This window comes from Glutamicibacter arilaitensis Re117 (genome assembly GCF_000197735.1).
Lineage (GTDB): Bacteria > Actinomycetota > Actinomycetes > Actinomycetales > Micrococcaceae > Glutamicibacter > Glutamicibacter arilaitensis.
In genome coordinates this window covers 561513-585990 of sequence record NC_014550.1, presented here as the reverse complement: position 1 = coordinate 585990, position 24478 = coordinate 561513, and the positions used below count along the sequence as shown (strand labels likewise).

Below are 24478 nucleotides of genomic sequence, written 5' to 3'. Positions count from 1 at the left end.
ACCCGTGCTTTACCACGCGCCAAGGAGTGACCAGGCGCGCTGCGGCCGGTTCATGGACCCACAGTTACGACCTACTTTGCCTACCTATATAGCCTTGCCCGGGTTCAGGATATTGAGGGGATCCAGCAGCGCTTTGATTTGATGTTGCAGTTGCAGCACTTCGTCGGATTGCTCCCACGCTAGCCAGTCTTTCTTGATCAGCCCGACACCATGTTCGCCGGTGATCGTACCGCCCAACGCCAGAGCTTCCTTAACTGATCCTTCGACTGCTCTGTGCAGTCGCGCCAATAGTTGTTCCCCTTCAGTAGGGTCAACGAAGAACGTCGGATGCAAATTGCCGTCGCCAGCATGGGAGATCATCCGCATGTTTACATTTTCCTCGCGAGCCAAGTCTTGGAGTCGGTGCACATACTCGACCATGCGGCTCTTAGGTATTGCTACGTCTTCGCCTGTTCGGTAGGCGTCGTCCTTCGTATCCCCACGACTAGTCCGACGCATCTCGATAAGGCGGGTCGCTGCCGCATCGCCGCTCTTGCTTAACTGCACATCACTACTCATGAATGCATCTCGAACTGCTGCTTCTTCTCGTTCAGCCCCGTAGCCGTCCAATCGCACTAAAAGCATTGCTCCACCCAATGATGCATAGTCGGTGGAGTATTGCTGGTCTAAAACACAAATAGTCGAATAGTCGATTAACTCTAAGATTGCTGGCTGAATGCGGGACTTTGCAATCTGCTGTACGCCTTCGACCGCGGCTTCAAGAGAAGGGAACACCATACTTAGATCACGTTCGTCTACAGGAAGATATCGCAATCGTACGAAGGCGCGCACTACGACGCCCAAGGTGCCTTCAGATCCAGTAAAAAGCGCGGCAAGGTCATATCCGGCAACGCCTTTGAATGTATTCTTCCCGACTCGAATTAGTCTTCCGTCAGCTAGCACCACGTCCAAGGAAAGAACCGATTCGCGGGTCACGCCATACTTGGCGCACCGAAGGCCGCCAGCATTCGTGGCAATGTTTCCGCCAATGGTGGACATCTTGTAGCTTGCCGGATCCGGCGCGTACATCAGTCCAAATTGGGCGACGGCAGTATTTAAATGGTGGTTGATAACGCCTGGTTCAACGATTGCCACTTCGTCGTGCGGACGAATCTCAATGATCTTGTCCATCTTGCTCAGGTTCAGAATGACTGCATCGCCTTGAACATGAACGCCGCCTGAGACCCCAGTGCCGGCACCGCGGCTTATTACAGGAATCCGATTAGCGGTTGCCACACGCATAACCGCTTGCACATGGCCGACCTCGGTAGGGAAAACGACTGCCAAAGGCATCACGGGCTCACCGGAGATTTGGCCGAAGTCGCGTGAATTCTCCCGTAGGACGCTGTCTGATAGAACTATCGAGTCTTCAGGCAACTCGCGCCTTAGGGTTTCAACTAAATCGCTATATGCATCGGACATCGTTTTCTCCGCTAGTTCAGTAGGCACTGTCAATCCGAGAATACTCGCTTCAATAGTTTCGGTGGAACTAGATGACCAGGTTTCGCCTAATAGGCATCCAGTTGGAATCGCAGTGCCTTACAGCCGAGCTGGAGGTCAAGGAGATTCATAGCAATACCGTTGATCCGTGAGATGTTCTCCCCAAATTTGCGAGACTGATCTCGATCAGGTGCTCAGAACCCGGACGCGGGCAGTCCACGCGAGAGAAGTCTTGATTTAGTGCGCTGACAAAACGAACGCAAAAGTGGTCACCCTAGATTGCTAGGTACGGATAATTCGGTGCCGTCCGTGAATGCTCTCGAGTATTTTCTCGGGACATAGTGAGCTGCCTTCAAGTGAAGAGAATCCAAATGCCAGGCCCAGGTCCAGTAAAACGAATGCCTACTGCAATCCACGTGCGGGGAGGTGCTGAAGAAGCTCGATCTTCTGCTCAGTTCTTGGGCTGCTTGATTCTACGCAAGGTAATTGCAGTGGCTGCGCCGGCAGCTGCAATTAACGCGATAGCAACCACGATCAGCAGAACTCTGATGGAGGTTGAAGGTATGTTCAATGTAAGCAAGGCGATTCCAATAGCAATAACTGCAAACACTATCGATGCGATCGCCGAACCTGCGGACAGATGCGATGCTTTCTCGACCATACTTCGATGATAGGACTACCACAAACCATGTCAACAGTAGCCCTGTTTTAAATAGCGGAAAGAGGCCAAGCATCAACGCCTGACCCCCACCAACCAGCAAGCCATCCCAGCAACCTGTCTTGCGGGTTAAACAGGTGAGGCCCTGGAACACGCATTGTGTTCCAGGGCCTCAAACCATTCAACTCAAGTTAAGTCCGGCGGTGACCTACTCTCCCACACCCTCACGAGTGCAGTACCATCGGCGCAGTGGGCCTTAGCTTCCGGGTTCGGTATGGGACCGGGCGTTTCCCCCACGCTATGACCGCCGTAACAATCACGAAGCACACAAACCAATCATCTTGGTCATGTTTTCCGGTGTCATGCAAAAGCCATGTATTTTTCGGTTTGAGGTTGTTGTCTCGTAACCGTATAGTGAACGCGAACAGCATAATGATCATGCCAGTAAAATATTGTAAATATTGTGTGTTGAAAGTCATCGGCCTATTAGTACAGGTCAGCTCCACAAGTCTTTAGTCCTTGCTTCCACATCCTGCCTATCAACCCAGTGGTCTAGCTGGGGGCCTCTCACACTCAAGGTGCATGGAAATCTCATCTCGAAGCAGGCTTCCCGCTTAGATGCTTTCAGCGGTTATCCCTTCCAAACGTAGCTAATCAGCGATGCACTTGGCAGTACAACTGACACACCAGAGGTTCGTCCGTCCCGGTCCTCTCGTACTAAGGACAGCCCTTCTCAAATTTCCAACGCGCGCAGCGGATAGGGACCGAACTGTCTCACGACGTTCTAAACCCAGCTCGCGTACCGCTTTAATGGGCGAACAGCCCAACCCTTGGGACCTACTCCAGCCCCAGGATGCGACGAGCCGACATCGAGGTGCCAAACCATGCCGTCGATATGGACTCTTGGGCAAGATCAGCCTGTTATCCCCGAGGTACCTTTTATCCGTTGAGCGACGGCCCTTCCACGAGGTGCCGCCGGATCACTAGTCCCGACTTTCGTCCCTGCTCGAGCTGTCACTCTCACAGTCAAGCTCCCTTGTGCACTTACACTCGACACCTGATTGCCAACCAGGCTGAGGGAACCTTTGGGCGCCTCCGTTACATTTTAGGAGGCAACCGCCCCAGTTAAACTACCCATCAGGCACTGTCCCTGAACCAGATCATGGTCCGAAGTTAGGTGACCGGTACAGCCAGAGTGGTATTTCAACGATGACTCCACCTGAACTAGCGTCCAAGCTTCACAGTCTCCCACCTATCCTACACAAGCTGCACCGAACACCAATACCAAACTATAGTAAAGGTCTCGGGGTCTTTCCGTCCTGCTGCGCGTAACGAGCATCTTTACTCGTACTGCAATTTCGCCGAGTTCATGGTTGAGACAGCGGGGAAGTCGTTACTCCATTCGTGCAGGTCGGAACTTACCCGACAAGGAATTTCGCTACCTTAGGATGGTTATAGTTACCACCGCCGTTTACTGGGGCTTAAATTCTCAGCTTCGCACCAAAGTGCTAACCAGTCCTCTTAACCTTCCAGCACCGGGCAGGAGTCAGTCCGTATACATCGTCTTGCGACTTCGCACGGACCTGTGTTTTTAGTAAACAGTCGCTTCCCCCTGGTCTCTGCGGCCCACACCCGCTCACAGCTGCAAGAGCCGATCACGAGGCAGGCCCCCCTTCTTCCGAAGTTACGGGGGCATTTTGCCGAGTTCCTTAACCATGATTCTCTCGATCGCCTTAGTATTCTCTACCTGATCACCTGTGTCGGTTTGGGGTACGGGCGGACTTGGACCTCGCGCCGATGCTTTTCTAGGCAGCATAGGATCACCGAATCACCCGCCAAAGCGGGCGCCTATCAGGTCTCAGAATATCTGAGCGGCGGATTTGCCAACCACTCTTCCTACACCCTTGGACCAGGTCAATTCCATTGCCTGGCTCGGCTACCTTCCTGCGTCACACCTGTTAATACGCTGACCTCACTGCATCGGTTCCCACCACATCACACAACCAGCAGCCCGAAGGCCGCAACAGCCATGATCCATCATGGTTAGCATCCACAGCTTGGTATGGGCGGTCCTTCGCCGGTACGGGAATATCAACCCGTTGTCCATCGACTACGCCTGTCGGCCTCGCCTTAGGTCCCGACTAACCCAGGGCAGATTAGCTTAACCCTGGAACCCTTGATCATTCGGCGGACGGGTTTCTCACCCGTCATTCGCTACTCATGCCTGCATTCTCACTCGTATAGCGTCCACCGCTGGTTTCCACCGCGACTTCACCCGCTATACGACGCTCCCCTACCCATCCAAACGCCCAACAAAAGCCAGGCAAATATTTGAATGACGCAACTTCGGCGGTGTGCTTGAGCCCCGCTACATTATCGGCGCGGAATCACTTGACCAGTGAGCTATTACGCACTCTTTCAAGGGTGGCTGCTTCTAAGCCAACCTCCTGGTTGTCACAGCAACTCCACATCCTTTTCCACTTAGCACACGCTTAGGGGCCTTAGTTGGCGTTCTGGGCTGTTTCCCTCTCGACTATGAAGCTTATCCCCCACAGTCTCACTGCTGCGCTCTCACTTACCGGCATTCGGAGTTTGGCTAAGGTCAGTAACCTTGTAGGGCCCATCGCCTATCCAGTAGCTCTACCTCCAGTAAGAAACACGCAACGCTGCACCTAAATGCATTTCGGGGAGAACCAGCTATCACGAAGTTTGATTGGCCTTTCACCCCTACCCACAGCTCATCCCCTCCATTTTCAACTGAAGTGGGTTCGGTCCTCCACACGCTCTTACACGCGCTTCAACCTGGCCATGGGTAGATCACTTCGCTTCGGGTCTAGATCACGCCACTCAAACGCCCTATTCAGACTCGCTTTCGCTACGGCTTCCCCACACGGGTTAACCTCGCGACGTAACACTAACTCGCAGGCTCATTCTTCAAAAGGCACGCCATCACCCAGGAACAAGTCCCAGGCTCTAACGGATTGTAAGCGCACGGTTTCAGGTACTATTTCACTCCCCTCCCGGGGTACTTTTCACCATTCCCTCACGGTACTGATTCACTATCGGTCATCAAGTAGTATTCAGGCTTACCAGGTGGTCCTGGCAGATTCACACAAGGTTTCACGGGCCCCGTGCTACTCGGGTATCAACACTAGAACGGCAGACACGCATTACACCTACGGGACTATCACCCTCTCTGGTCCGGCATTCCAACCGATTCACCTATACGCCTGCACCTCATCCCACCAGCAAGATAGCGCTGGTACATGTCAACCCCACAACCCCGATGATGCAACGCCTATCCGCTATCACACACCAACCGGTTTAGCCCCATCCGCGTTCGCTCGCCACTACTAACGGAATCACTATTGTTTTCTCTTCCTGCGGGTACTGAGATGTTTCACTTCCCCGCGTTCCCTCCACACAGCCTATACATTCAGCTGCAGGTCACACCACATAACATGGTGCGGGGTTCCCCCATTCGGAAATCCTGGTCTCAACGTCCGGTTATCGACTCCACCAGGCTTATCGCAGATTCCCACGTCCTTCATCGGCTCTTGATGCCAAGGCATCCACCGTGCGCCCTTAAAAACTTCAACACAAATCAAAGTTCTCAGAATTGAGCAATAAAACAATCTAACAAAATCACGCAGACAAGACTCAAACACCCAAGGATCCAAGGAAAAGGACCCCAAGCTCATCTCATCTGCAAGATGCTCGCGTTCACTATACAGTTCCCAAACAACAACCCCGCACCCCCGCAAGCACACCCGGGCAACAGCACAAAACCGCCACCACACCAGCGCACCTGCAGCAAACACAGGACAAACACCGAAACACCAAGAACCCCGCCACCCACAAGCCACGCACCAGCCAAACCCCCCACACAAAGCGGAGAACCCGACCAACACCCAACCCACAGGCACGGAGGCTTGTTGCCTCAAAACCCAACAGCATGCCAAACCATACAAACCGCACAACACCCGCACACCGCTTTCCAGCACCCAAGAAGCCAAAGACTCCCCAAACGCGTACTCGCAGATGCGCAAACACCCTGCAGCCACAGCCAGTACCCCGCACACGAACGCACCACCCACATTGGGATGACACCAGCGTGCACGCTTTCCAGTACTGAGTCCATTGATATTCCACCCATGAGCAACCCGCCTGCACCACACTCGGGCACAGACACGGGCAACCAATAATGGTTAGCTCCTTAGAAAGGAGGTGATCCAGCCACACCTTCCGGTACGGCTACCTTGTTACGACTTAGTCCCAATCGCCAGTCCCACCTTCGACGACTCCCCCCACACAAGGTGGTTAGGCCATCGGCTTCGGGTGTTACCAACTTTCGTGACTTGACGGGCGGTGTGTACAAGGCCCGGGAACGTATTCACCGCAGCGTTGCTGATCTGCGATTACTAGCGACTCCGACTTCATGGGGTCGAGTTGCAGACCCCAATCCGAACTGAGACCGGCTTTTAGGGATTAGCTCCACCTCACAGTATCGCAACCCATTGTACCGGCCATTGTAGCATGCGTGAAGCCCAAGACATAAGGGGCATGATGATTTGACGTCATCCCCACCTTCCTCCGAGTTGACCCCGGCAGTCTCCCATGAGTCCCCACCACTACGTGCTGGCAACATGGAACGAGGGTTGCGCTCGTTGCGGGACTTAACCCAACATCTCACGACACGAGCTGACGACAACCATGCACCACCTGTGAACCAGCCCCGAAGGGAAACTCCATCTCTGAAGCGGTCTGGCACATGTCAAGCCTTGGTAAGGTTCTTCGCGTTGCATCGAATTAATCCGCATGCTCCGCCGCTTGTGCGGGCCCCCGTCAATTCCTTTGAGTTTTAGCCTTGCGGCCGTACTCCCCAGGCGGGGCACTTAATGCGTTAGCTACGGCGCGGAAAACGTGGAATGTCCCCCACACCTAGTGCCCAACGTTTACGGCATGGACTACCAGGGTATCTAATCCTGTTCGCTCCCCATGCTTTCGCTCCTCAGCGTCAGTAAATGCCCAGAGACCTGCCTTCGCCATCGGTGTTCCTCCTGATATCTGCGCATTTCACCGCTACACCAGGAATTCCAGTCTCCCCTACATCACTCTAGTCTGCCCGTACCCACCGCAGATCCGAGGTTGAGCCTCGGACTTTCACGGCAGACGCGACAAACCGCCTACGAGCTCTTTACGCCCAATAAATCCGGATAACGCTTGCGCCCTACGTATTACCGCGGCTGCTGGCACGTAGTTAGCCGGCGCTTCTTCTGCAGGTACCGTCACTTTCGCTTCTTCCCTACTGAAAGAGGTTTACAACCCGAAGGCCGTCATCCCTCACGCGGCGTCGCTGCATCAGGCTTTCGCCCATTGTGCAATATTCCCCACTGCTGCCTCCCGTAGGAGTCTGGGCCGTGTCTCAGTCCCAGTGTGGCCGGTCACCCTCTCAGGCCGGCTACCCGTCGTCGCCTTGGTGAGCCATTACCTCACCAACAAGCTGATAGGCCGCGAGTCCATCCCCCACCGATAAATCTTTCCACCACCTGCCATGCGGCAAGAGGTAATATCCGGTATTAGACCCAGTTTCCCGGGCTTATCCCAGAGTCGGGGGCAGGTTACTCACGTGTTACTCACCCGTTCGCCACTAATCCACCCAGCAAGCTGGGCTTCATCGTTCGACTTGCATGTGTTAAGCACGCCGCCAGCGTTCATCCTGAGCCAGGATCAAACTCTCCATAAAAAAATAAAAAGCCACCGAAACCCCTCGGAAAATAAGGGAAGAATCGATGAAGTCCTGGCGAATAATAAAACACTCAAGCACATCACACGGGGGTGCAATGCCTCAAGCAAATAATATGTATTCACCAAATAAAATAAATATTCGGTATCAACAAACTTGGCACACTATTGAGTTCTCAAACAACAAACACTCTCGACACCACAACCACCAGACCTTCGATGGCTGCTTCGCTCCGGAGCAACTTTACAAGCTTACCACCAAGTTGACCGTTGTCAACTCGACGTTTCCGTCTTGTTCACCCCGCCGACTCCTTCGCGCCTTTTCAGGCCGTCCGGATCAGCGGTGCGAGATAAAACTGTACACGGATTCCAGAGGCACGCAAAATCGGCCAATTGCCGCTCTCCCATGCTCAAAAACCCCGTGATCACGCGGAAATTCTGTGTTCAAACCTTAATTCCCGTCAAAAACAACGGAAACTTGTTGTTATGAAGCGGGTCACGTTACTAAAAAGGGTCGTGACTTGCTATAGCAAGCCACGACCCTTCCTCTGCCTCTAAAGGCTACTTCGCCTGTTCGGCACGCAAACGCGAAACCTCGTAAAGCGAAATGCCTACGGCCATCGACGCGTTCAGCGATTCCATGGCTGAGTCGATAGGAATCGAAACAATGGCATCGCAGTTTTCGCGAACCAGGCGGGATAGGCCCTTGCCTTCGGAACCGACCACGATGCATAGCGGGCCAGTTGCCAACTCGAAGTTCGGAAGATCCATGTCGCCACCGGCATCCAGGCCAATAACGAAAATGCCTGCAGCCTTGATTTCCTTCAGGGCGCTAGTCAGGTTGTTGCACTTGGCTACTGGTACGCGAACCGCTGCACCGGCACTGGTCTTCCAGGCTGAAGCGGTCATGCCCACGCTGCGACGTTCTGGAATGATGACGCCGTCAGCACCGAAGGCCGAAGCCGAACGGACAATGGCACCCAGGTTACGCGGGTCGGTGATTCCGTCCAGCGCCAAGAAGAGTGGCTGGGTTTTTGTGTAACCCTTGTCGAAGTCCTTGATGGCCTTGGTTGCCAGCTGAACTGCGTCCTTGTACTCATATGGCGGAATCTGCAAGGCCATGCCCTGGTGAATCGCGGCATCAGTCATGCGGTCAAGCTCAGGCTTGGAAGCTTCCATCAGCGGAATGCCCTGTTCTGCAGCCAGCTTCAGGGATTCGCGAACGCGGTCATCAACATCGATGCGGATGGCTACGTGCAATGCCTTGGCAGGGATGCCAGCGCGCAGTGCTTCCACCACGGAGTTACGGCCCGTAACGAATTCAGCGTTCACCTTGATGCGGTCTGCTTGGCGACCGGTGCTGCGCTTGGCGGCCGAGCGCTCGGAAAGCTGCTTGGCACGGTAAGCCTTGTGGTACGGGCGGTCCTCCGCTTTGGGGGTCGGGCCCTTGCCCTCGAGGGAACGACGTCCCTTGCCACCACTACCCTTGGTTGGGCCCTTTTTGTTCATTGGTTCATGTCCTTTAGTTTTGAGTTCGTTGGTGCCGCGCGTGTTCGCGACTAGTCGTCCAGAGTCCAGCGAGCGCCGTCGGCCGAGTCCGCCACGGTAATGCCAGCGGAGCCCAGTGCGTCGCGGATGGCATCGGAGCGTGCCCAGTCCTTTGCAGCGCGCGCTTTCGCGCGTTCAGCCAACTGGGCCTGGACCAGCTGGTCCAGGGCTGCGTGCTCTGCGGAAGAATCCTGGGATTCGTGGCTACCGGCATCATCCAAGCCAAGCACCTGGGTCATGGCCAGAACCTGGCCCAATGCCTTGGCCGTGGCTGCGTCATCACGGCTATCCCGTGACGCATTGCCCAGTCGCACGGTTTCGTGCAGTGCGGCCAATGCCATTGGCACGTTCAGATCATCGTCCATCGCGGTGCCGAAAGCTTCTGGAACTTCGGTGGCTGCGATCGCTTCGGCGGCAGCGCCCAGTCGGTAGCGCGCGTTGGAAATGAAGGTGTCGATGCGCTCTACTGCGGCCCCTGCTTCAGTCAGCGAATCCGGACGGTAGTCGAGCATCGAACGGTACTGGGCCTGGCCCAGGAAGTAGCGCACCACGCGGGCATCGGCCAGCGCAAGCATTTCCTCAGGAGAAATAGTGTTGCCAATGGACTTGGACATCTTTTCACCCTCGTAGGTGACCATGCCGTTGTGCATCCAGAAATTGGCGAAGCCGTGGCCGGCTGCGTTGGACTGGGCCATCTCGTTCTCGTGGTGCGGGAAGCGCAGGTCCAGTCCGCCACCATGGATGTCGAATTCGCTGCCCAGGTACTTGCCGGCCATCGCCGAGCACTCAAGGTGCCAGCCTGGACGGCCTCGGCCCCATGGGCTTGGCCAGGAAGCGGTGGGTGGATCGATGTCCTTGAGGCCCTTCCACAACGCGAAGTCACGGGGGTCCTTCTTGCCGCGCGGATCCGAGTCCGGAGCGTCCTGCATGTCATCGATCTTCTGGCGGGTCAGTGCACCGTACTGCTCGTAGGAGCGAACATCGAAGTACACGTCTCCCGAATCGTCGGCCGCCGGGTAGGCGTGGCCGCGCTCAATGAGCTGGGAAATCAGCTCATGCATTTCGGTGATGTGCCCGGTTGCCCGTGGTTCGTAGGTGGGACGGCGTACTCCCAGTGCTTCGTATGCCCGGGCGAACTCCTGCTCGAAGCGGTAGGCCAGGGCGTACCATTCTTCGCGAGGCCGGTAATGCGCGTCCGCTTCAAAGTCCTCGGCAAAGGAATTCGCCGACTTCTCCAAGATCTTGTCGTCAATGTCGGTGACATTGCGGACGGTGGTTACCGCGAAGCCGCGGTATTCGAGCCAGCGCACCAGTACGTCGAAGACGATGGCGCTGCGAACATGGCCCACGTGCGGCATGCCCTGCACGGTGGCGCCGCAGTAGTACAGCTTGACTTCGCCTTCAGCCAATGGCTGGAAGTCGCGTACAGATGCTGTTTTGGTGTCATAGAATCGCAGGCTCACGCCTTTAAGGTTATCCGATGGATGCACCCTTTGTGCTTCACTTGTGACGCTCTCGTTGATCCGGGCTCCAGAGCACCGTGTGCCGGGTCAGTGCGAAACCGGATAGACCAGGGCGGTGGCGTAGGCAGTCACGCCTTTGCCTTCCCCCTCATAGCCCAGTCCATCACTGGTGGTCGCAGTGACGCTGACTGGGGCAACGATAGCGTCGCTGAGCACTTTATTGGCTTCTTCGCGGCGTGCGGCGAAGCGCGGTCGGCGTCCGACAAATTGCACTGCGACGTTGCCGATCTCGAACCCGGCCTCCCGCACCAGGCGGGCGGCTTCTGCAATCAGGCTCACACCGCTGGCCCCGGCAAATTCCGGTCGATCCACCCCGAAGTGGGTACCCAAGTCTCCAATTCCGGCTGCGGAGAAGAGTGCATCGCAGGCCGCGTGGGCTACCGCGTCACCGTCGGAGTGGCCGGACAGGCCGATGTCTTCAGGGAAGTGCAGGCCAGCTAGCCACATCTGGCGGCTTGGGTCTTCGCTGACTGCGTGAACGTCGATTCCGTTGCCGACTCGTGGCAGGATCATATTTTCTTCCTTCGCTGCTCCGTTGGCCTCAGCTTCAGGCCTGGCAAGTTTGCTGGCGGTGTCCAGGTCTTCAGGGTGGGTGACTTTCATTGCCTGCTGCGATCCGGGCACCACCTGCACTTTGGCTCCGAAGGCGCGCACGATCGAGGCGTCATCGGTGACCTTATCCAGTTCGGCTTCGGTATAGGTATCGAGCTGGGCGTGCGCATCGCGCAATAACTGCGCGTCAAAGCCCTGCGGGGTTTGTACCGCACGCAGGGTGGAACGATCCGGGGTTTGCGTGATGATCTCGTGTCCCCCGGCCGCATCACGTTCAACTACGGAAATGGTGTCGGTGACCTTCAGTGCCGGGATGACCGCGCTGCATTCTTTGGCAGACAGTGCTTCAAGCACCTGGGCAAATATTTGGGCTGGGGTAAATGCCCGCGCAGCGTCGTGGACCAGGATATTGGCGGCTGCCAAGCTGGCTTCAGCTAGGCCGGCTCGGACAGAAGCAACCCGGCTTGCACCGCCGGGGACAGTACGCACCTTGGCTCCGTACTGTTCCATGGTGGCTGCCAAGCGGTTGTCGTTCGGCGGGGTCACCACGATGATTTCGGTGATCTGCGGGACCTGGAGGATTCGCTCCACAGCGTGTTGGGCCAGGGATTTTCCGGCCACATGAACCATTGCCTTAGGGATGCCGGCCCCCAGTCGGGTCCCCATTCCCGCGGCCACGAGGATCAGGCTCGAATTTTGCGTTTCGCTTTGCTTCACAGCGTCCAGCTTAGCGTGCAAGCCAGTTCGCCAAGAGTCTGCGTTAACGCCAAAAGCCGTGAAACGCTTGGGAGCGTTTCACGGCGATGCGTAATTAGAAGGGGCTAGGCCGAAGCCAGTACCTCGTCCAAGAGGCTTTCAGCCTTGGCCTCGTCCAGATCCTTGGCCAAAGCCAATTCACTGATCAATACCTGGCGAGCCTTAGCCAGCATGCGCTTTTCGCCTGCTGACAAACCGCGGTCGTTTTCTCGACGCCACAGATCGCGAACTACTTCTGCAACCTTGATGACATCGCCGGAAGCAAGCTTCTCGACATTTGCCTTGTAGCGGCGCGACCAGTTGGTCGGCTCTTCGGTAAATTCAGCACGAAGGACATCGAACACATGGTCCAAGCCTTCCTGACCTACCACGTCACGTACGCCGACAAGATCAACGTTCTCAGCTGGAACCTCGATAGTCAGGTCTCCCTGAGCCACCTTGAGCTTGAGATACATTTTCTCTTCGCCCTTGATCTTGCGCATCTTGATCTCTTCGATCATTGCGGCACCGTGATGCGGGTAGACAACAGTCTCGCCAACCTCAAAAACCATGTGGATAAACCCCTTTCCCACCTCCCAGTCTACCATGTCTACCGTTCGGAACCTTGCGCCTGCGCCCCATATAACCCCGAATTCATGCGGAAATACCTCTTCCACTTGCAAGAGAAACATGCTATGAAGAAGGTAGGGCAACCAACTGCACACCTCACCCTTTCCCAGCGGTGGTTGTCTACAAGTTGTCGAAATGTGTGTGTTGCACGTCGCTAAATCGCGTCTTTGAGCGAAAAACGGCTAGGCTTAGAGGTAATCGTGGTCCAGCTTTCGCGATCGTCCCTGCCCTAGGGTCATCCGGTTCAAGAGACCACGAACCGAAGCAACTCATTTTTCTCACCGAGGAGTTAGTGTCGTGATCACCGCACGCATGACCGCTGGACGTCGCATTGCCGCGTCCCTCGCTGTGGCTGCCCTGGCATTCGGTGTCACCAGCTGTGGCGCCATCAACGAGCAGGCCACCAACACCGACTACGCCGCCAGCGATGGCGTCAACGTCGATGTCGCAGACGCAAAGGTTCGCAACCTGATGTTCGTTACCAACAGCGACGACACTCAAGCTCGCTTGATCGGCACCGTAGTGAACGCCGGAGATTCCGCGCTGACCCTGTCGGTCAAGGCTGAGAGTGCCTCGCCTGTTTCAATCCCGGTTCCTGCAGATGGCACCGTCAAGCTTGAAGACGACGAGAACGAACAGATCATCAAGAACCTGGGCATTCGCGCTGGCGAACATGCTGATTCCGTCTTCACCGTTTCCGGTGAAGAGGTAGAGTTCAGCGTTCCAGTTGTAGACGGCACCTTGGCTGAGTACCGCGACTTCGTACCAGGCGGTGCAGATGCTTCGGTTACTGAGCACCTGACTCCAGAAGAGACCCACTCCACCTCGGGTCACTAAGCTTCATACGAACCAAAACAAAAGCCTCGGCGAGAATCTAAAGATTCTCACCGAGGCTTTTGCCGTACCAGCGTTGGTGTGGTTCTAGACCACGAACTTGTAGCCCAGACCGCGCACGGTCACCAAGCGTTCGGGAACGGCCGGGTCGGCCTCGATCTTGGAGCGCAGGCGCTTGACGTGCACGTCCAAGGTCTTGGTATCCCCCACATAGTCGCTGCCCCAGACACGGTCGATCAGCTGCCCACGGGTGAGCACGCGACCGGCGTTGCGCAGCAGCATTTCCAGCAGCTCGAATTCCTTCAGCGGCATGGAGACCTCGGTGTTCTCCACCGAGACCACGTGGCGTTCCACGTCCATGCGAACCGGGCCGGCAGTGACCACATTGCTGATCAGCTCCTCGCCTTCACCCTGGCGGCGCAGCACCGCGCGGATGCGCGCAAGCAGTTCGCGTGAAGAGTACGGCTTGGTGACGTAGTCATCGGCGCCCAGCTCCAGCCCGACCACCTTGTCGATCTCCGAGTCCTTGGCGGTGAGCATGATGACCGGAACTTGGCTGTTGAGGCGGATCTGGCGGATCACCTCGGTGCCTGGCTGCCCGGGCAGCATCAAGTCCAGCAGCACCAGGTCGGCGCCATGGCGTTCGAACTCGGTCACGGCCTTGAGTCCGTCGTCGGCAATCCGAACCTCGAACCCCTCGCGTTCTAGCAGGTAGGACAACGGGTCAGAGAGCGATTCCTCGTCCTCAACGATCAATATGCGGGTCATCGGCGTCCTCCTTCACGATCGGAGGCCGAGTCCTCGATCGTTCGTTCCTTCATCTTCGGGCCGGCAGGCGCATTGCTGGTCGCCGGTTCTTCATCCGCTAGGGGAAGTCTTATGGTGAATGTGGATCCGTGGCCTGGCTGCGACCACAGCGACACTTCGCCGCCGTGGTTGGCCAGCACGTGCTTGACGATGCTCAGCCCCAACCCGGTTCCGCCGGTCTGCCGCGAGCGTGCAGAGTCCACCCGGTAGAAGCGCTCAAAGACGCGTTCTTGCTCTTCAGCCGAAATGCCAGGTCCCTGGTCAGTGACTGAAATCTGGGCGTAGCCATCGCGCTGGCGGATGCCTACTCCCACCGTGGTGTTCTCCGGCGAGTAGCGCACGGCGTTGTCGATCAGGTTGCGTATGGCCGTCATCAGCAGGTCCGCATCTCCGAGGATCGGCTCGTCAAGATGGCCGCCCACGGTAATGGTGATGCCTTTTTCTTCGGCAATCAGGTGGTTGCGGTCCACCGCTTCGGCCACGACACTATCGACATTCACTTCCTGGCCCTGCACGATGGCATCGGATGCCTGCAGGCGCGAAAGTTCGATGATGTCCTGGACCAGTGCGGCCAGCCGCCGAGATTCCTTGTCCATCCGGGTGGAGAAGCGGCGCACGGCTTTGGGATCGTCGGCCGCTTCGGTGATGGCTTCGGCCAGCAGCCCGATCGCGCCAACCGGCGTCTTCAGCTCATGGGAGACGTTGGCAACGAAGTCGTTGCGCATTGCTTCGGTACGGGTGATTTCGGTGCGGTCATCGGCCAGCAGCAAGATGTATTCATCGCCCAGCGGTGCCACACGCACGTGGACAATCAGCTGTCCAGCGCCCAGCGTGGAACGTTGCAGCTCGTACTGGCTCTCGGCGATCACCCCGTCCGCACGAACCTGCCTGACCAGCGTGAGCAGCTCGTTGTGCACCAGCGTGTGCCCGCGCACCAGCCCATAGGCATAGGAGGCCGGGTTGGCCCGCACTACCCCGTCGACGTCATCGAGGATCACGAATGCGCGCCCGATTACCGAGAGCACGGCGGCCGCTCCTTCGGGGAGCACCGGCTCGTCGACCTGCGGCAGCCGGGAAGAACGGGCTTGGGAGAGTCGGAAGGCAATAATGCCAACGATCCCCAGAGCCAGGCCGAGGATGCCGGCTATAAGAGTCGAGATCACTTCGTTCACACCTTTAGACTAGCTTCACCTGCGGGTGCCTTCAGCCCTAAATGACGTGTTTTAGTCGTTTTCGGCGCGCTGTTCACCAAACGTTCACTTTCCGTGGCATATTCGTTAATCACCCGCTGACAGGCTGGAGTAAGACCCTCCACCATGCCACAAAACTGTTTTGGGCAGCTGGCTGCCTTGGCGGCCGGCGATCCGGCATGGAAACAGAAAACTCGAAAGGAACTGCTGTGCGTAAGGTATTTCAGGCAGATCTACAGCAAATTGGCGAAGAACTTATTGAGATGGCCAACCAGGTCGCAGTCGCAATGGATCGCGCGTGGGATTCGCTAGCCACTGTTGACGTTGATTTAGCTCAGGAAGTTATCGCGGCGGACGCGAAGATCGACTTCTTGCAGAACCAGCTCGATGAACGAGCTATCGATACCTTGGCCTTGCAGGGCCCGGTAGCCAGCGACCTGCGCATGATCGTCGGCTCGCTGCGCATGAGCGCGTCGCTGGAGCGCATGGGCGATTTGGCACGGCACTTAGCGCAGCTGACCCGCTTGCGGTTCCCTAACCCAGCCATCCCGGAAAAGATTTCCGGCACCTTTGCACAGATGGCAAAGATCGATATTGATATCGCCAAGGCCGTTGCGCGGTTGCTGGACACCCGCGATCTGCAGATCGCGACCGAAATCATCGAGCTGAACCATGAGCTGGATCGTTTGCACTCCAGCGTTTTCACCCAGGTTGCAGCCGACGATTGGGACTCCAACGCGCCGACCACCGTGGATGTTTCGTTGACCAGCCGCTATCTGGAGCGCTTCGGCGATCACGGCGTGTCCGTGGCTCGCAAGGTCACCTACTTGGTAACCGGCGAATGGGATCCAACCGAGATCTAATTCTCCGGCTCCCAGGCCCCGTACTCCAGCTTTGGCGCCTGCCATCCGGTACTCGCCGGATGGCAGGCGCTTTTTGCATTTCCCAAAGATGAGAAGCGCGCGCAGTTCTCCGATGCCCCTGGCACCGTCTGGGAAGCAGGAACCAGGCTGGAAGCTCGTTAAACCTGCAGAGGGCAGTTCACCGATCGGTGAACTGCCCTCGCAGGTTGTTGGCGCGCTCATGGCGCCAGCGTCTAGCGGGCTTTTAGCCTTCGCACTCGACGCAGAATCCTACATTGCCTTCTTCGCGTACCAGCTGCGAACGGTGGCGAATCAAGAAGCACGAGCCGCAAATGAACTCGTCGTCTTTCTGCGGAACGACCGTTACGGTCAGTTCCTCGTTGGACAGATCTGCGCCTGGCAGGTCCATGCCATCGGTGTGGTCGGTCTCGTCGAGCTCGCGCACCACCGACTTGGCGTCCGGTGCGTTTGCGGACTTAACCGCATCCAGAGAAGCCTTACGTGCCTCAGCAACGTCTGGGCGGACTTCATCGTAATCAGTTGCCACGAATTGCATTCCTAACGTGAGCCATTGAGCCTATTCGAAATAGGAGATTACAGCATACTAATGCCAAAAATACAATCGAGCGCAGTTGTTTCGCTCACAGCCAGATGCTTGGCGTTACCTCGGGGTTAATGAGAAAACGGCGGTACCGAAATCTACTGAATGGTAGCCAGTAGCTTCGGTACCGCCGAAAAGCGTGTCTTACTTGCGTCCCTGGTTGGCGACGGCCTTAATAGCGTCGGCAGCAGCCTCTGGATCCAAGTAGGTTCCGCCCCTGGTGATTGGCTGGAAGTTGTCATCCAACTCATAGACCAGCGGAATGCCGGTAGGGATGTTCAGACCAGCAATGTCTTCATCGCTGATGCCATCCAAATGCTTGACCAGCGCACGCAGCGAGTTGCCGTGGGCGGTGACCATCACGGTCTTGCCTGCCGACAGATCAGCCTTGATGTTGTTCTCCCAGTACGGAAGCATGCGGTCCAGTACATCCTTGAGGCACTCGGTGCGTGGAGCGGAATCGCCCAACGCTGCATAGCGCTCATCGTTGATCTGGCTGAATTCCGAGGAATCATCCAGTGCTGGTGGCGGGGTGTCGTAGCTGCGGCGCCATTCCATGAACTGCTCTTCGCCGAATTCGGCCAAGGTCTGCGCCTTGTCCTTGCCCTGCAGCGCACCGTAGTGGCGCTCGTTCAGGCGCCAGTCGCGGTTCACTGGGATCCACGATCGGCCAGCGGCCTCCAATGCCAGGTTTGCGGTAACAATCGCGCGGGTCAGCAACGAGGTGTGAAGCACCTCAGGCTTGTAGCCCGCTTCGGTCAGCAGCTGGCCGCCGCGTGCAGCTTCGGCACGGCCCTTCTCGGTCAGCGATACGTCGTACCAACCGGTAAACAGGTTCTTTTCGTTCCATTCGCTCTGTCCGTGGCGAAGCAAAATCAAAGTGTGGCTCATGTAATACATCCTAACCAATGTGCAAGCCTGCTCGTACGAAAGTTAAGGCCCGAGGTCAAAGTGCGAAGACCTGCAATCGGACCAGTGGCGGATTGCAGGTCTTCGTTCAAACCCAGGTGAGTTGGCTGACGGCTAGTAGTTGTACCAGCCGCCGCCCTTGCCGCTGACAGCAGGCTTGACGTCGGCAAGGTATACGCAGGCGATGCAGGCACCGATCAGCTGCAGGAAGCCGATGCCGCCCTGGCTGAACACGCCGAGCAGGGCCACCGCGGTGCTGGCGACGGTCATCCCCAGCCAGAATCCCTTGGTGCGCTTGCCTTCCTGGGCGAAGCGGTCCGCGCCACGGCGCAGGCAATCAACCAGGGCCCAGACGGCGAGCGCAACAATGACGACGCTCAGAGCGATCATCAAGTAGTACTCAATCAATTGGGCCGCGTACATCATGTTCATGCTTTCACTCTACCTTTTTGGCGCAATTGATAAACACTGTGCCACGCGCGGGAAATACGAACCGATGCGCCTTAGAGCTGTTCCAGTGCCTGATCCAGATCAGCCCAGAGGTCTTCCACATCTTCAATGCCCACCGAGAGCCGAATCAGGCTGGCTGGCACGCTGGCTGGTTCCGAGGCATGGCGGGCGCGTCGCTCGGCCAGGGATTCCACGCCGCCAAGCGAGGTGGCGCCGGTGATCAGCTTGAGCGCGTCCAGTACACGGTCGGCCTCCTGCGCGCTGCTTCCGGCTTCAAGGGCGATCACCGAACCGAAACCGCCCATGAGCTTCGCAGCCCGCTCATGGCCCGGATCGCTGGGCAGACCCGGGTAGCGTACTGCCTGCACCTTGGGATGGTCCGCGAGCCTTTCGGCCAGCACCTGGCTGTTGGACTGCGAACGATCAATGCGTACCGACATGGTGCGCACACCGCGCAATGCGAGGAAGGTATCCATCGGCCCGGCAATGGCCCCATGCAGGGTCCGGTACCCGTGCAGGCGGCTGTGCAGTTGCTCGTCGCTGGTGACCAGCGCGCCCATGATCACATCCGAGTGTCCTGAAAGGTATTTGGTTACTGAATGCACCACCAGGTCGGCCCCGTGGTTCAGCGGCTGCTGGAGCAGCGGAGTGGCAAAGGTGTTATCCACGATGCTCACGGTGTTCTTAGCTTTCGCTGCCGCCAGCAAGGCAGGCAGGTCGGCAACTTCGAGCATGGGGTTGGTGGGAGATTCGACCCAGAGCACATCGGCGCCATCCAAGGCGGCGAGTACTTCTTCGGTATTGGCGATGTCCACCGGGCGAATGCTGAGCCGTCCGGCCTCCTGCAGTTCAGAACTCAACGCCAGTGATCCGTTGTAGGAGTGCCGGGGCATGACCAGCACGCCAGCTTCCGGCACGATGCTCAGTGCGGCGGCGATAGCCGCCATCCCCGAGGAGAACACCAAAGCGGGAAGAGTTGCTGCTTCGAGCTCGCCGAGCACCTGCTCAAAAGGATCCCAGGTGGGGTTTGAGAAGCGGGCATAGACGCGTTCGCCAGGTGCGGCTTGGCCTTTGGAATGATAGGTGGAGGTGAAGGTCACTGGATGGTTGACCGGAGCGTCATAGCCGTGGGCTGGACGCCCTCCGGCAACGAGCAAAGTTTTCGGATCCCAGGCGGGAGTTCTGGCTGAATCTGCGTTGCGGGGGTTCATGGAAAAAACTTTACGCTTGTACCAGCGACGCTCGCCGATGGATTTCACTACATTTCATTTAAAGGGGTATCCATTTAGTGGCCGATATCAGGAGTACGATCAGAAGCTAAGAAACTCCCGCGCTGCGTCAACAGCCGGGAGCATGGACTACACACCGTGGAGGGGTGTTCGTCATGACTCAGCCTACCCCTGGATCGACAGGAAACCGACCGCTGGCCGGGCGGGACTACCCGGCAGATCTTGCCCAGCTGCTTGCTTGGTTTTCCGACGATGAATCCTGCGTGGACTACTTGCAGTGGCTACGCTGGCCGGAGGGGATCTGTTGCCCTCGATGCCTTAGCGCGTTCGTGAACAACGAGCCAGATAATCGCTTTCGCTGTAAGAAGTGCTGGTACCGCTTCTCTGCTACCGCTGGCACCATCTTCGACAAGACCCGCACGCCGCTGACTGTGTGGTTCCAAACCGCGTGGTTGATGACCGCAGGAAAAAGCGGAGTCTGCGCGGCGCATCTGCACCGTGTGCTGCCAATATCTTCGTATCAGACTGCCTGGAGCATGCTGGGCAAGTTGCGTAGTGTCATGAGCACGCAAGACAGCTCGTTGCTCTCTGGGCGGGTCGAAGTCGATGAAAGTTTCTTCGGTGGCCATCGCCCTGGTCGCACAGGACGTGGTGCGGCAGGAAAGACTCTGGTGGCGGGCGCGATTGAAATTGCAGATGATGGGTGGGGGCGAGCGCGGTTGGCGATCATCCCTGATGCTTCGGCAGCATCGTTGCGTGAGTTCATCACCGCGAATATTGCTCCTGGCTCCACGATTGTTTCTGACGGGTGGAGGGGATATGGAAACGCGGTGGAAGGGTAAGCGCATGAACCGGTGAGTGTCTGGAAATCAGGGCTTGAAGCGCATGCTTCGCTGCCGGCAGTGCACCGATTGTTTGCGTTGGTGAAAAGGATGATCGAAGGGACCTACCAGGGCTCGGGCAGCGTGGGGCACTTGCAGGAGTATCTGGATGAGTTCGTTTTTCGGTTCAACCGTAGGCACAGTACCCATCGGGGACTTGTGTTCATGCGCTTGCTCGAGCGCGCAGTGAAGCGAGGTCCAGTGACCTATCGGAACCTGGTGCGTAAGCCGGAGCCGAAGGCGGTTCATCCTCGTGGTGTTTCCGGACCGCATGCCCTGCCCGGGTCGATGGAGCGGGAGGCCTCGGAGCGGCCGTGGCGATCACCTCGGGCAACGCTAAAATAGCGTTTTTCCTCCGGCCACTAAATGGATACCCCTTTTCATTTAATTGAATTCATCACACTGGGCGCTTTTCACTGTCCAAACAGCCGTTGCAGCGCACATCTTGATATGTCCTTGGATAGGCTAGTGGGGTGAGTATCGAATCTAGTGCCCCGACCCGTGGCTTATTCATCGTTTTCGAAGGTGGCGACGGCGCTGGGAAGACCACGCAGGTTGCCATGGCCCAGCAGTGGCTGGAGTCCCGTGGAGCCACGGTGCGCACTACTCGCGAACCGGGCGGAACCCAGATCAGTGAAGAGCTGCGTTCCCTGGTGCTTGAACATGGCCACGGCGAAATCGATGCCCGTACCGAGGCGTTGATCTATTCTGCCGCGCGCGCCGCGCACGTCCAGCAGGTAATCCGCCCGTCCTTGGAGGCTGGCACCCACATCATCTGCGACCGCTTTGTTGATTCCTCCTTGGCCTACCAGGGCATGGGCCGCGAACTCGGGTTTGCGGCCGTTGCCTCGATCAATGACTTTGCCACCGGCGGGTTGAAGCCCGATGTCACCATCATTCTTGATATTTCTGCCGAGCACGGACGTGCCCGGCGGATCGCCGCGAGCGGTGGCGTGGAAGACTCCGACCGCTTAGAGGCTGAGCCCGATGATTTCCACGAGCGCATCCGCAACGCCTTCCTGGAACTAGCGGCACAAGATCCGCAGCGCTACCTGGTTTTGGACGCCACCGCGAGCGTGGAACAACTCCACCAGTCGATTGTCGAGCATTTGGCAGGTCTGTTGTGATTCGGCCGGTATTCGCAGACCTCGCCGGCCAGGAGCGTGTTATCTCCACGTTGACCGCTGAGGTTGACCGAGGCAATCCGACGCATGCCTGGTTGGTTACCGGCCCTCCCGGTTCCGGACGCACCACCGCTGCGCGGGCCTTTGCGGCAGCCTTGCAGTGCACCCAGACCCCGGCCGGCTGCGGGCAGTGCGCCAACTGCAAGATGGTGATGAACTCCGAACACCCGGATGTCTCCTTCGTCTCCACCGACAAATTCGAATACCAGATCGCTGATGTGCGCCATCTGATCACCCGCGCCCAGGAAAGTGCAGGCACCGGCCGCTGGCGCATCATCATCATTGAAGACGCTGACCGCATGTCCGAGCGCAGCACCAACGTGCTGCTCAAGGCCATTGAAGAGCCTCCAGCCAAGATGATCTGGATCCTGTGCGCTCCTTCCCCTGCCGATGTGCTGGTGACCATCCGCTCGCGTTGCCGCGCGGTCAACCTCTCGGTTCCTGCTGCACAGGACGTCGCCGACCTCTTGGTGCGCCGCGATGGCTTGGAACCGGAACAGGCGATGTTTGCCGCACGCGTTTCCCAGTCCCACATTGGCGTGGCCCGCCTGCTGGCCCGTGACGAACAGGCACGCATCCAGCGTGAAAAGGTCGTCACCTTGCCCTTGCGCACCACGACCCTGCCCCAGGCCATGGCCGCCGCGGCAGAAATTTCAAAGCTGGCCAGCGAACGCGCGGAAAACATCACCGGCACCGACCTGCAGAACAAGATTGCCCAGCTGCGCCATGCCAACGGCTTGGGCCTGGAAGAGAACATCCCTGCTGGCCTGCGCGGACAATTCAAGGCGCTGGAAGATGATGCCAAGCGTTTTGCCCGTCGTACTGCTTTCGACGCCTTGGACCGGACCCTCACGGATCTCACCACGTTCTTCCGCGATGTCTTGAGCATCCAGCTGCATGCCGATATTGAACTGATCAACGAGCACCTTCGTGAGAAGCTCGAGCGTTTCGCTGCGGCGCAGTCCAGCGAAAAGTCCCTGGCCCAGCTCGATGCCATTAATGAAACCCGCAGCCGCCTGGCTGCAAACGTCAACCAGCTCATGGCGCTGGAAGCACTCATGACACGTTTGCTTCCACAGCCTGGACGCCGCTAAACCCTCTCAAGGAGACACTAAAAGTGCCTGCACGCTCACCAATGATGCGCTTGGCCGCAGTGGGAACTGCTCTGGCCATGGGCCTGGCTGGTTGCTCCTCGAGCACCGCGGATTCGCAGCCCGAAGACGCCCAGTCCTCGCAGCCAGCGGCAAAATCGAGTGCGCCCGAAGGGCTGGAATCCTTCTACACCCAGGAGCTCGACTGGGAAATGTGCGGCAGCATCATCGAATGCGCCACCATCAAGGTCCCGATGGACTACGCCAACCCAGAAGGCCAGAGCATCGACCTTGCGTTGAACCGCCGCGCCGTGGACGGGGCGACGGGCAATATTCTGGTCAATCCCGGTGGCCCCGGCGGTTCTGGACTGGACATGGTGTCCTCCACCGTGCCGAGCATGTTCAGCAATGACCTGCAGCGGGCCTACAACGTCATCGGTTTCGATCCTCGAGGCGTGGGCGAAAGCTCCCCGGTCACGTGCCAAAGCGCTGCCGAAACCGATAAGGGGCGCCAGGAAAACCTCCGTGCGTGGGTTCCTGAAGACCAGCACGAGATCATCGAGAGCACCGAGGACTATGCGGCTGACTGCGCCTCCAATACCGGCGAACTGCTCGACCACGTCGATACCGTATCGGCAGCCAGGGACATGGACGTGATCCGTGCGGTGCTCGGTGATGCGCAGCTGGACTACCTCGGTGTCTCCTACGGAACATTCCTAGGCGCCACCTATGCTGATCTGTTCCCGCAGAATGTGGGGCGTTTCGTGCTGGACGGAGCCATGGATCCTTCGTTGCCAGCTGCCGAAGTGACCTTGGCCCAGGCGGTTGGCTTCGAGAAGGAAACCGACGCCTGGCTCGCCAGCTGTCTGGAAAGCGATGCGTGCCCGTTCACCGGAACTGTTGAAGAGGCCAAGGTGCAGCTGCAGCAGTTCTTTGCGCAGGTGGAGAACGAGCCGATGACCGCCAGCGATGGGCGCGTCGTTCCGATCATCGATTTCGTCAACGGGTTCGTTTTGCCGCTGTATGACGATTCCAGCTGGTCCTATCTCACCGATGCGATGAATGCTGCCATCAATGACGCTGATGTGGATATGATCCTCGGTTTTGCGGATCTGTCTGCAGACCGCCAGAGCGATGGCACCTACGCTTCGAATTCGTCCGATGCTTTCACTGCCATCAATTGCTTGGACCGTCCAATGGATTCCAGCGCAGAAACAATGCAGGACGAAGCAACGGAGCTGATGCGCATGGCTCCGACCTTAGGCAAGTATTTGGCCTATGGCAGTATCACTTGCGAGGCTTGGGATTACGATTCCACCGGCACTCCTGAGATCCTCGATGCCCCGGGCTCTAATGAGATTCTGGTCATCGGCACCGTAGGCGATCCAGCCACCCCCTATAAGTGGTCGGAGGCCCTCGCCAAGCAGCTGGATAACGCGACCCTGCTGACCTATGAAGGCCATGGCCACACCGCATATGGGCGTTCCAATGAGTGCATTACCAAAGCTGTGGATGAGTACCTGATCGACGGCAAAGTCCCCGAAGCCGGCACCCGCTGCTGATTGGACT

The 24478-nt window shown here is 57.7% G+C and carries 17 protein-coding genes, 3 rRNA genes and 1 pseudogene; 6 read left to right on the top strand and 15 right to left on the bottom strand.

The features are described 5' to 3' along the window. Positions 1–84: 84 nt before the first annotated feature. From AARI_RS03130 to AARI_RS03090, 9 genes are all read right to left on the bottom strand, one after another. Positions 85–1488, bottom strand: a complete 1404-nt coding sequence (locus AARI_RS03130; RefSeq protein ID WP_231849432.1) for an FAD-binding oxidoreductase — start codon at positions 1486–1488, stop codon at positions 85–87. A 442-nt stretch (positions 1489–1930) separates the two neighbouring features. Then, positions 1931–2140 (bottom strand): hypothetical protein, encoded by a 210-nt coding sequence (locus AARI_RS03125; protein ID WP_013347911.1) that lies wholly within the window; start codon positions 2138–2140, stop codon positions 1931–1933. Positions 2141–2332: 192 nt separating this feature from the next. Beyond that, positions 2333–2449 (bottom strand): 5S ribosomal RNA (gene rrf / locus AARI_RS03120). A gap of 153 nt (positions 2450–2602) precedes the next feature. Further along, positions 2603–5736, bottom strand: a 23S ribosomal RNA gene (locus tag AARI_RS03115). 621 nt (positions 5737–6357) lie between these two features. Continuing rightward, positions 6358–7883: ribosomal RNA gene (locus AARI_RS03110) — 16S ribosomal RNA — on the bottom strand. The 16S, 23S and 5S rRNA genes sit together here, the layout of an rRNA operon. Positions 7884–8443: 560 nt before the next feature. Further along, the gene (gene rlmB, locus AARI_RS03105; RefSeq protein WP_013347910.1) at positions 8444–9391 is read right to left on the bottom strand and encodes a 23S rRNA (guanosine(2251)-2'-O)-methyltransferase RlmB; all 948 of its coding nucleotides are present in this window, start codon (positions 9389–9391) and stop codon (positions 8444–8446) included. Positions 9392–9441: 50 nt separating this feature from the next. Continuing rightward, positions 9442–10893: a cysteine--tRNA ligase gene (gene cysS, locus AARI_RS03100; protein ID WP_013347909.1), complete on the bottom strand. Its 1452-nt coding sequence runs from the start codon at positions 10891–10893 to the stop codon at positions 9442–9444. Between the two features lie 87 nt (positions 10894–10980). Further along, a complete protein-coding gene (ispD, locus tag AARI_RS03095) occupies positions 10981–12243 on the bottom strand; it encodes a 2-C-methyl-D-erythritol 4-phosphate cytidylyltransferase (RefSeq protein ID WP_231849431.1) in 1263 nt (420 codons plus the stop codon). An 83-nt stretch (positions 12244–12326) separates the two neighbouring features. Further along, positions 12327–12812, bottom strand: coding sequence for a CarD family transcriptional regulator (locus AARI_RS03090; RefSeq protein WP_013347907.1), 486 nt, complete (start codon positions 12810–12812; stop codon positions 12327–12329). Positions 12813–13167: 355 nt separating this feature from the next. Here AARI_RS03090 and AARI_RS03085 point away from each other — a divergent pair, with 355 nt between their 5' ends. Next, entirely contained in the window at positions 13168–13707 is a 540-nt protein-coding gene (locus AARI_RS03085; protein ID WP_013347906.1) for a hypothetical protein, read from the top strand. 84 nt (positions 13708–13791) lie between these two features. On the opposite strand, the gene AARI_RS03080 is transcribed toward AARI_RS03085, so the two are convergent. Both AARI_RS03080 and AARI_RS03075 read right to left on the bottom strand, forming a co-directional pair. Next, on the bottom strand, positions 13792–14472 hold the full coding sequence (locus AARI_RS03080) for a response regulator transcription factor (RefSeq protein WP_013347905.1): 681 nt from the start codon (positions 14470–14472) through the stop codon (positions 13792–13794). Then, positions 14469–15674 carry a sensor histidine kinase gene (locus tag AARI_RS03075; RefSeq protein WP_013347904.1) on the bottom strand — a complete coding sequence of 402 codons (1206 nt, stop codon included), beginning with the start codon at positions 15672–15674 and terminating at the stop codon, positions 14469–14471. The genes AARI_RS03080 and AARI_RS03075 overlap by 4 nt, the downstream gene beginning before the upstream one ends. A 236-nt stretch (positions 15675–15910) precedes the next feature. On the opposite strand from AARI_RS03075, the gene phoU reads away from it, so the two are divergent. Then, entirely contained in the window at positions 15911–16564 is a 654-nt protein-coding gene (gene phoU, locus AARI_RS03070) for a phosphate signaling complex protein PhoU (protein WP_013347903.1), read from the top strand. A 244-nt stretch (positions 16565–16808) separates the two neighbouring features. Here the strand turns inward: phoU and AARI_RS03065 are convergent, their stop codons facing one another. From AARI_RS03065 to AARI_RS03050, 4 genes are all read right to left on the bottom strand, one after another. Next, complete coding sequence (locus tag AARI_RS03065; protein ID WP_013347902.1) at positions 16809–17111, bottom strand: DUF4193 domain-containing protein; 303 nt, start codon at positions 17109–17111, stop codon at positions 16809–16811. A 198-nt stretch (positions 17112–17309) separates the two neighbouring features. After that, the gene (locus tag AARI_RS03060) at positions 17310–18056 is read right to left on the bottom strand and encodes a phosphoglyceromutase (protein ID WP_013347901.1); all 747 of its coding nucleotides are present in this window, start codon (positions 18054–18056) and stop codon (positions 17310–17312) included. Positions 18057–18188: 132 nt separating this feature from the next. After that, positions 18189–18506 carry a DUF2516 family protein gene (locus AARI_RS03055; protein WP_013347900.1) on the bottom strand — a complete coding sequence of 106 codons (318 nt, stop codon included), beginning with the start codon at positions 18504–18506 and terminating at the stop codon, positions 18189–18191. Between the two features lie 71 nt (positions 18507–18577). After that, positions 18578–19735 (bottom strand): trans-sulfuration enzyme family protein, encoded by a 1158-nt coding sequence (locus AARI_RS03050; RefSeq protein ID WP_013347899.1) that lies wholly within the window; start codon positions 19733–19735, stop codon positions 18578–18580. Positions 19736–19908: 173 nt separating this feature from the next. On the opposite strand from AARI_RS03050, the pseudogene AARI_RS19100 reads away from it, so the two are divergent. The 4 genes and pseudogenes from AARI_RS19100 to AARI_RS03030 all read left to right on the top strand — a co-directional run bounded on the left by AARI_RS19100 (position 19909) and on the right by AARI_RS03030 (position 24471). Further along, positions 19909–20979, top strand: a pseudogene (locus AARI_RS19100) (IS1595-like element ISAar1 family transposase). 128 nt (positions 20980–21107) lie between these two features. Further along, positions 21108–21761, top strand: a complete 654-nt coding sequence (gene tmk / locus AARI_RS03040) for a dTMP kinase (RefSeq protein WP_013347898.1) — start codon at positions 21108–21110, stop codon at positions 21759–21761. Continuing rightward, a complete protein-coding gene (locus AARI_RS03035; protein ID WP_013347897.1) occupies positions 21758–22912 on the top strand; it encodes a DNA polymerase III subunit delta' in 1155 nt (384 codons plus the stop codon). The genes tmk and AARI_RS03035 overlap by 4 nt, the downstream gene beginning before the upstream one ends. Positions 22913–22935: 23 nt before the next feature. After that, entirely contained in the window at positions 22936–24471 is a 1536-nt protein-coding gene (locus tag AARI_RS03030; protein WP_231849430.1) for an alpha/beta hydrolase, read from the top strand. Positions 24472–24478 lie beyond the last annotated feature (7 nt).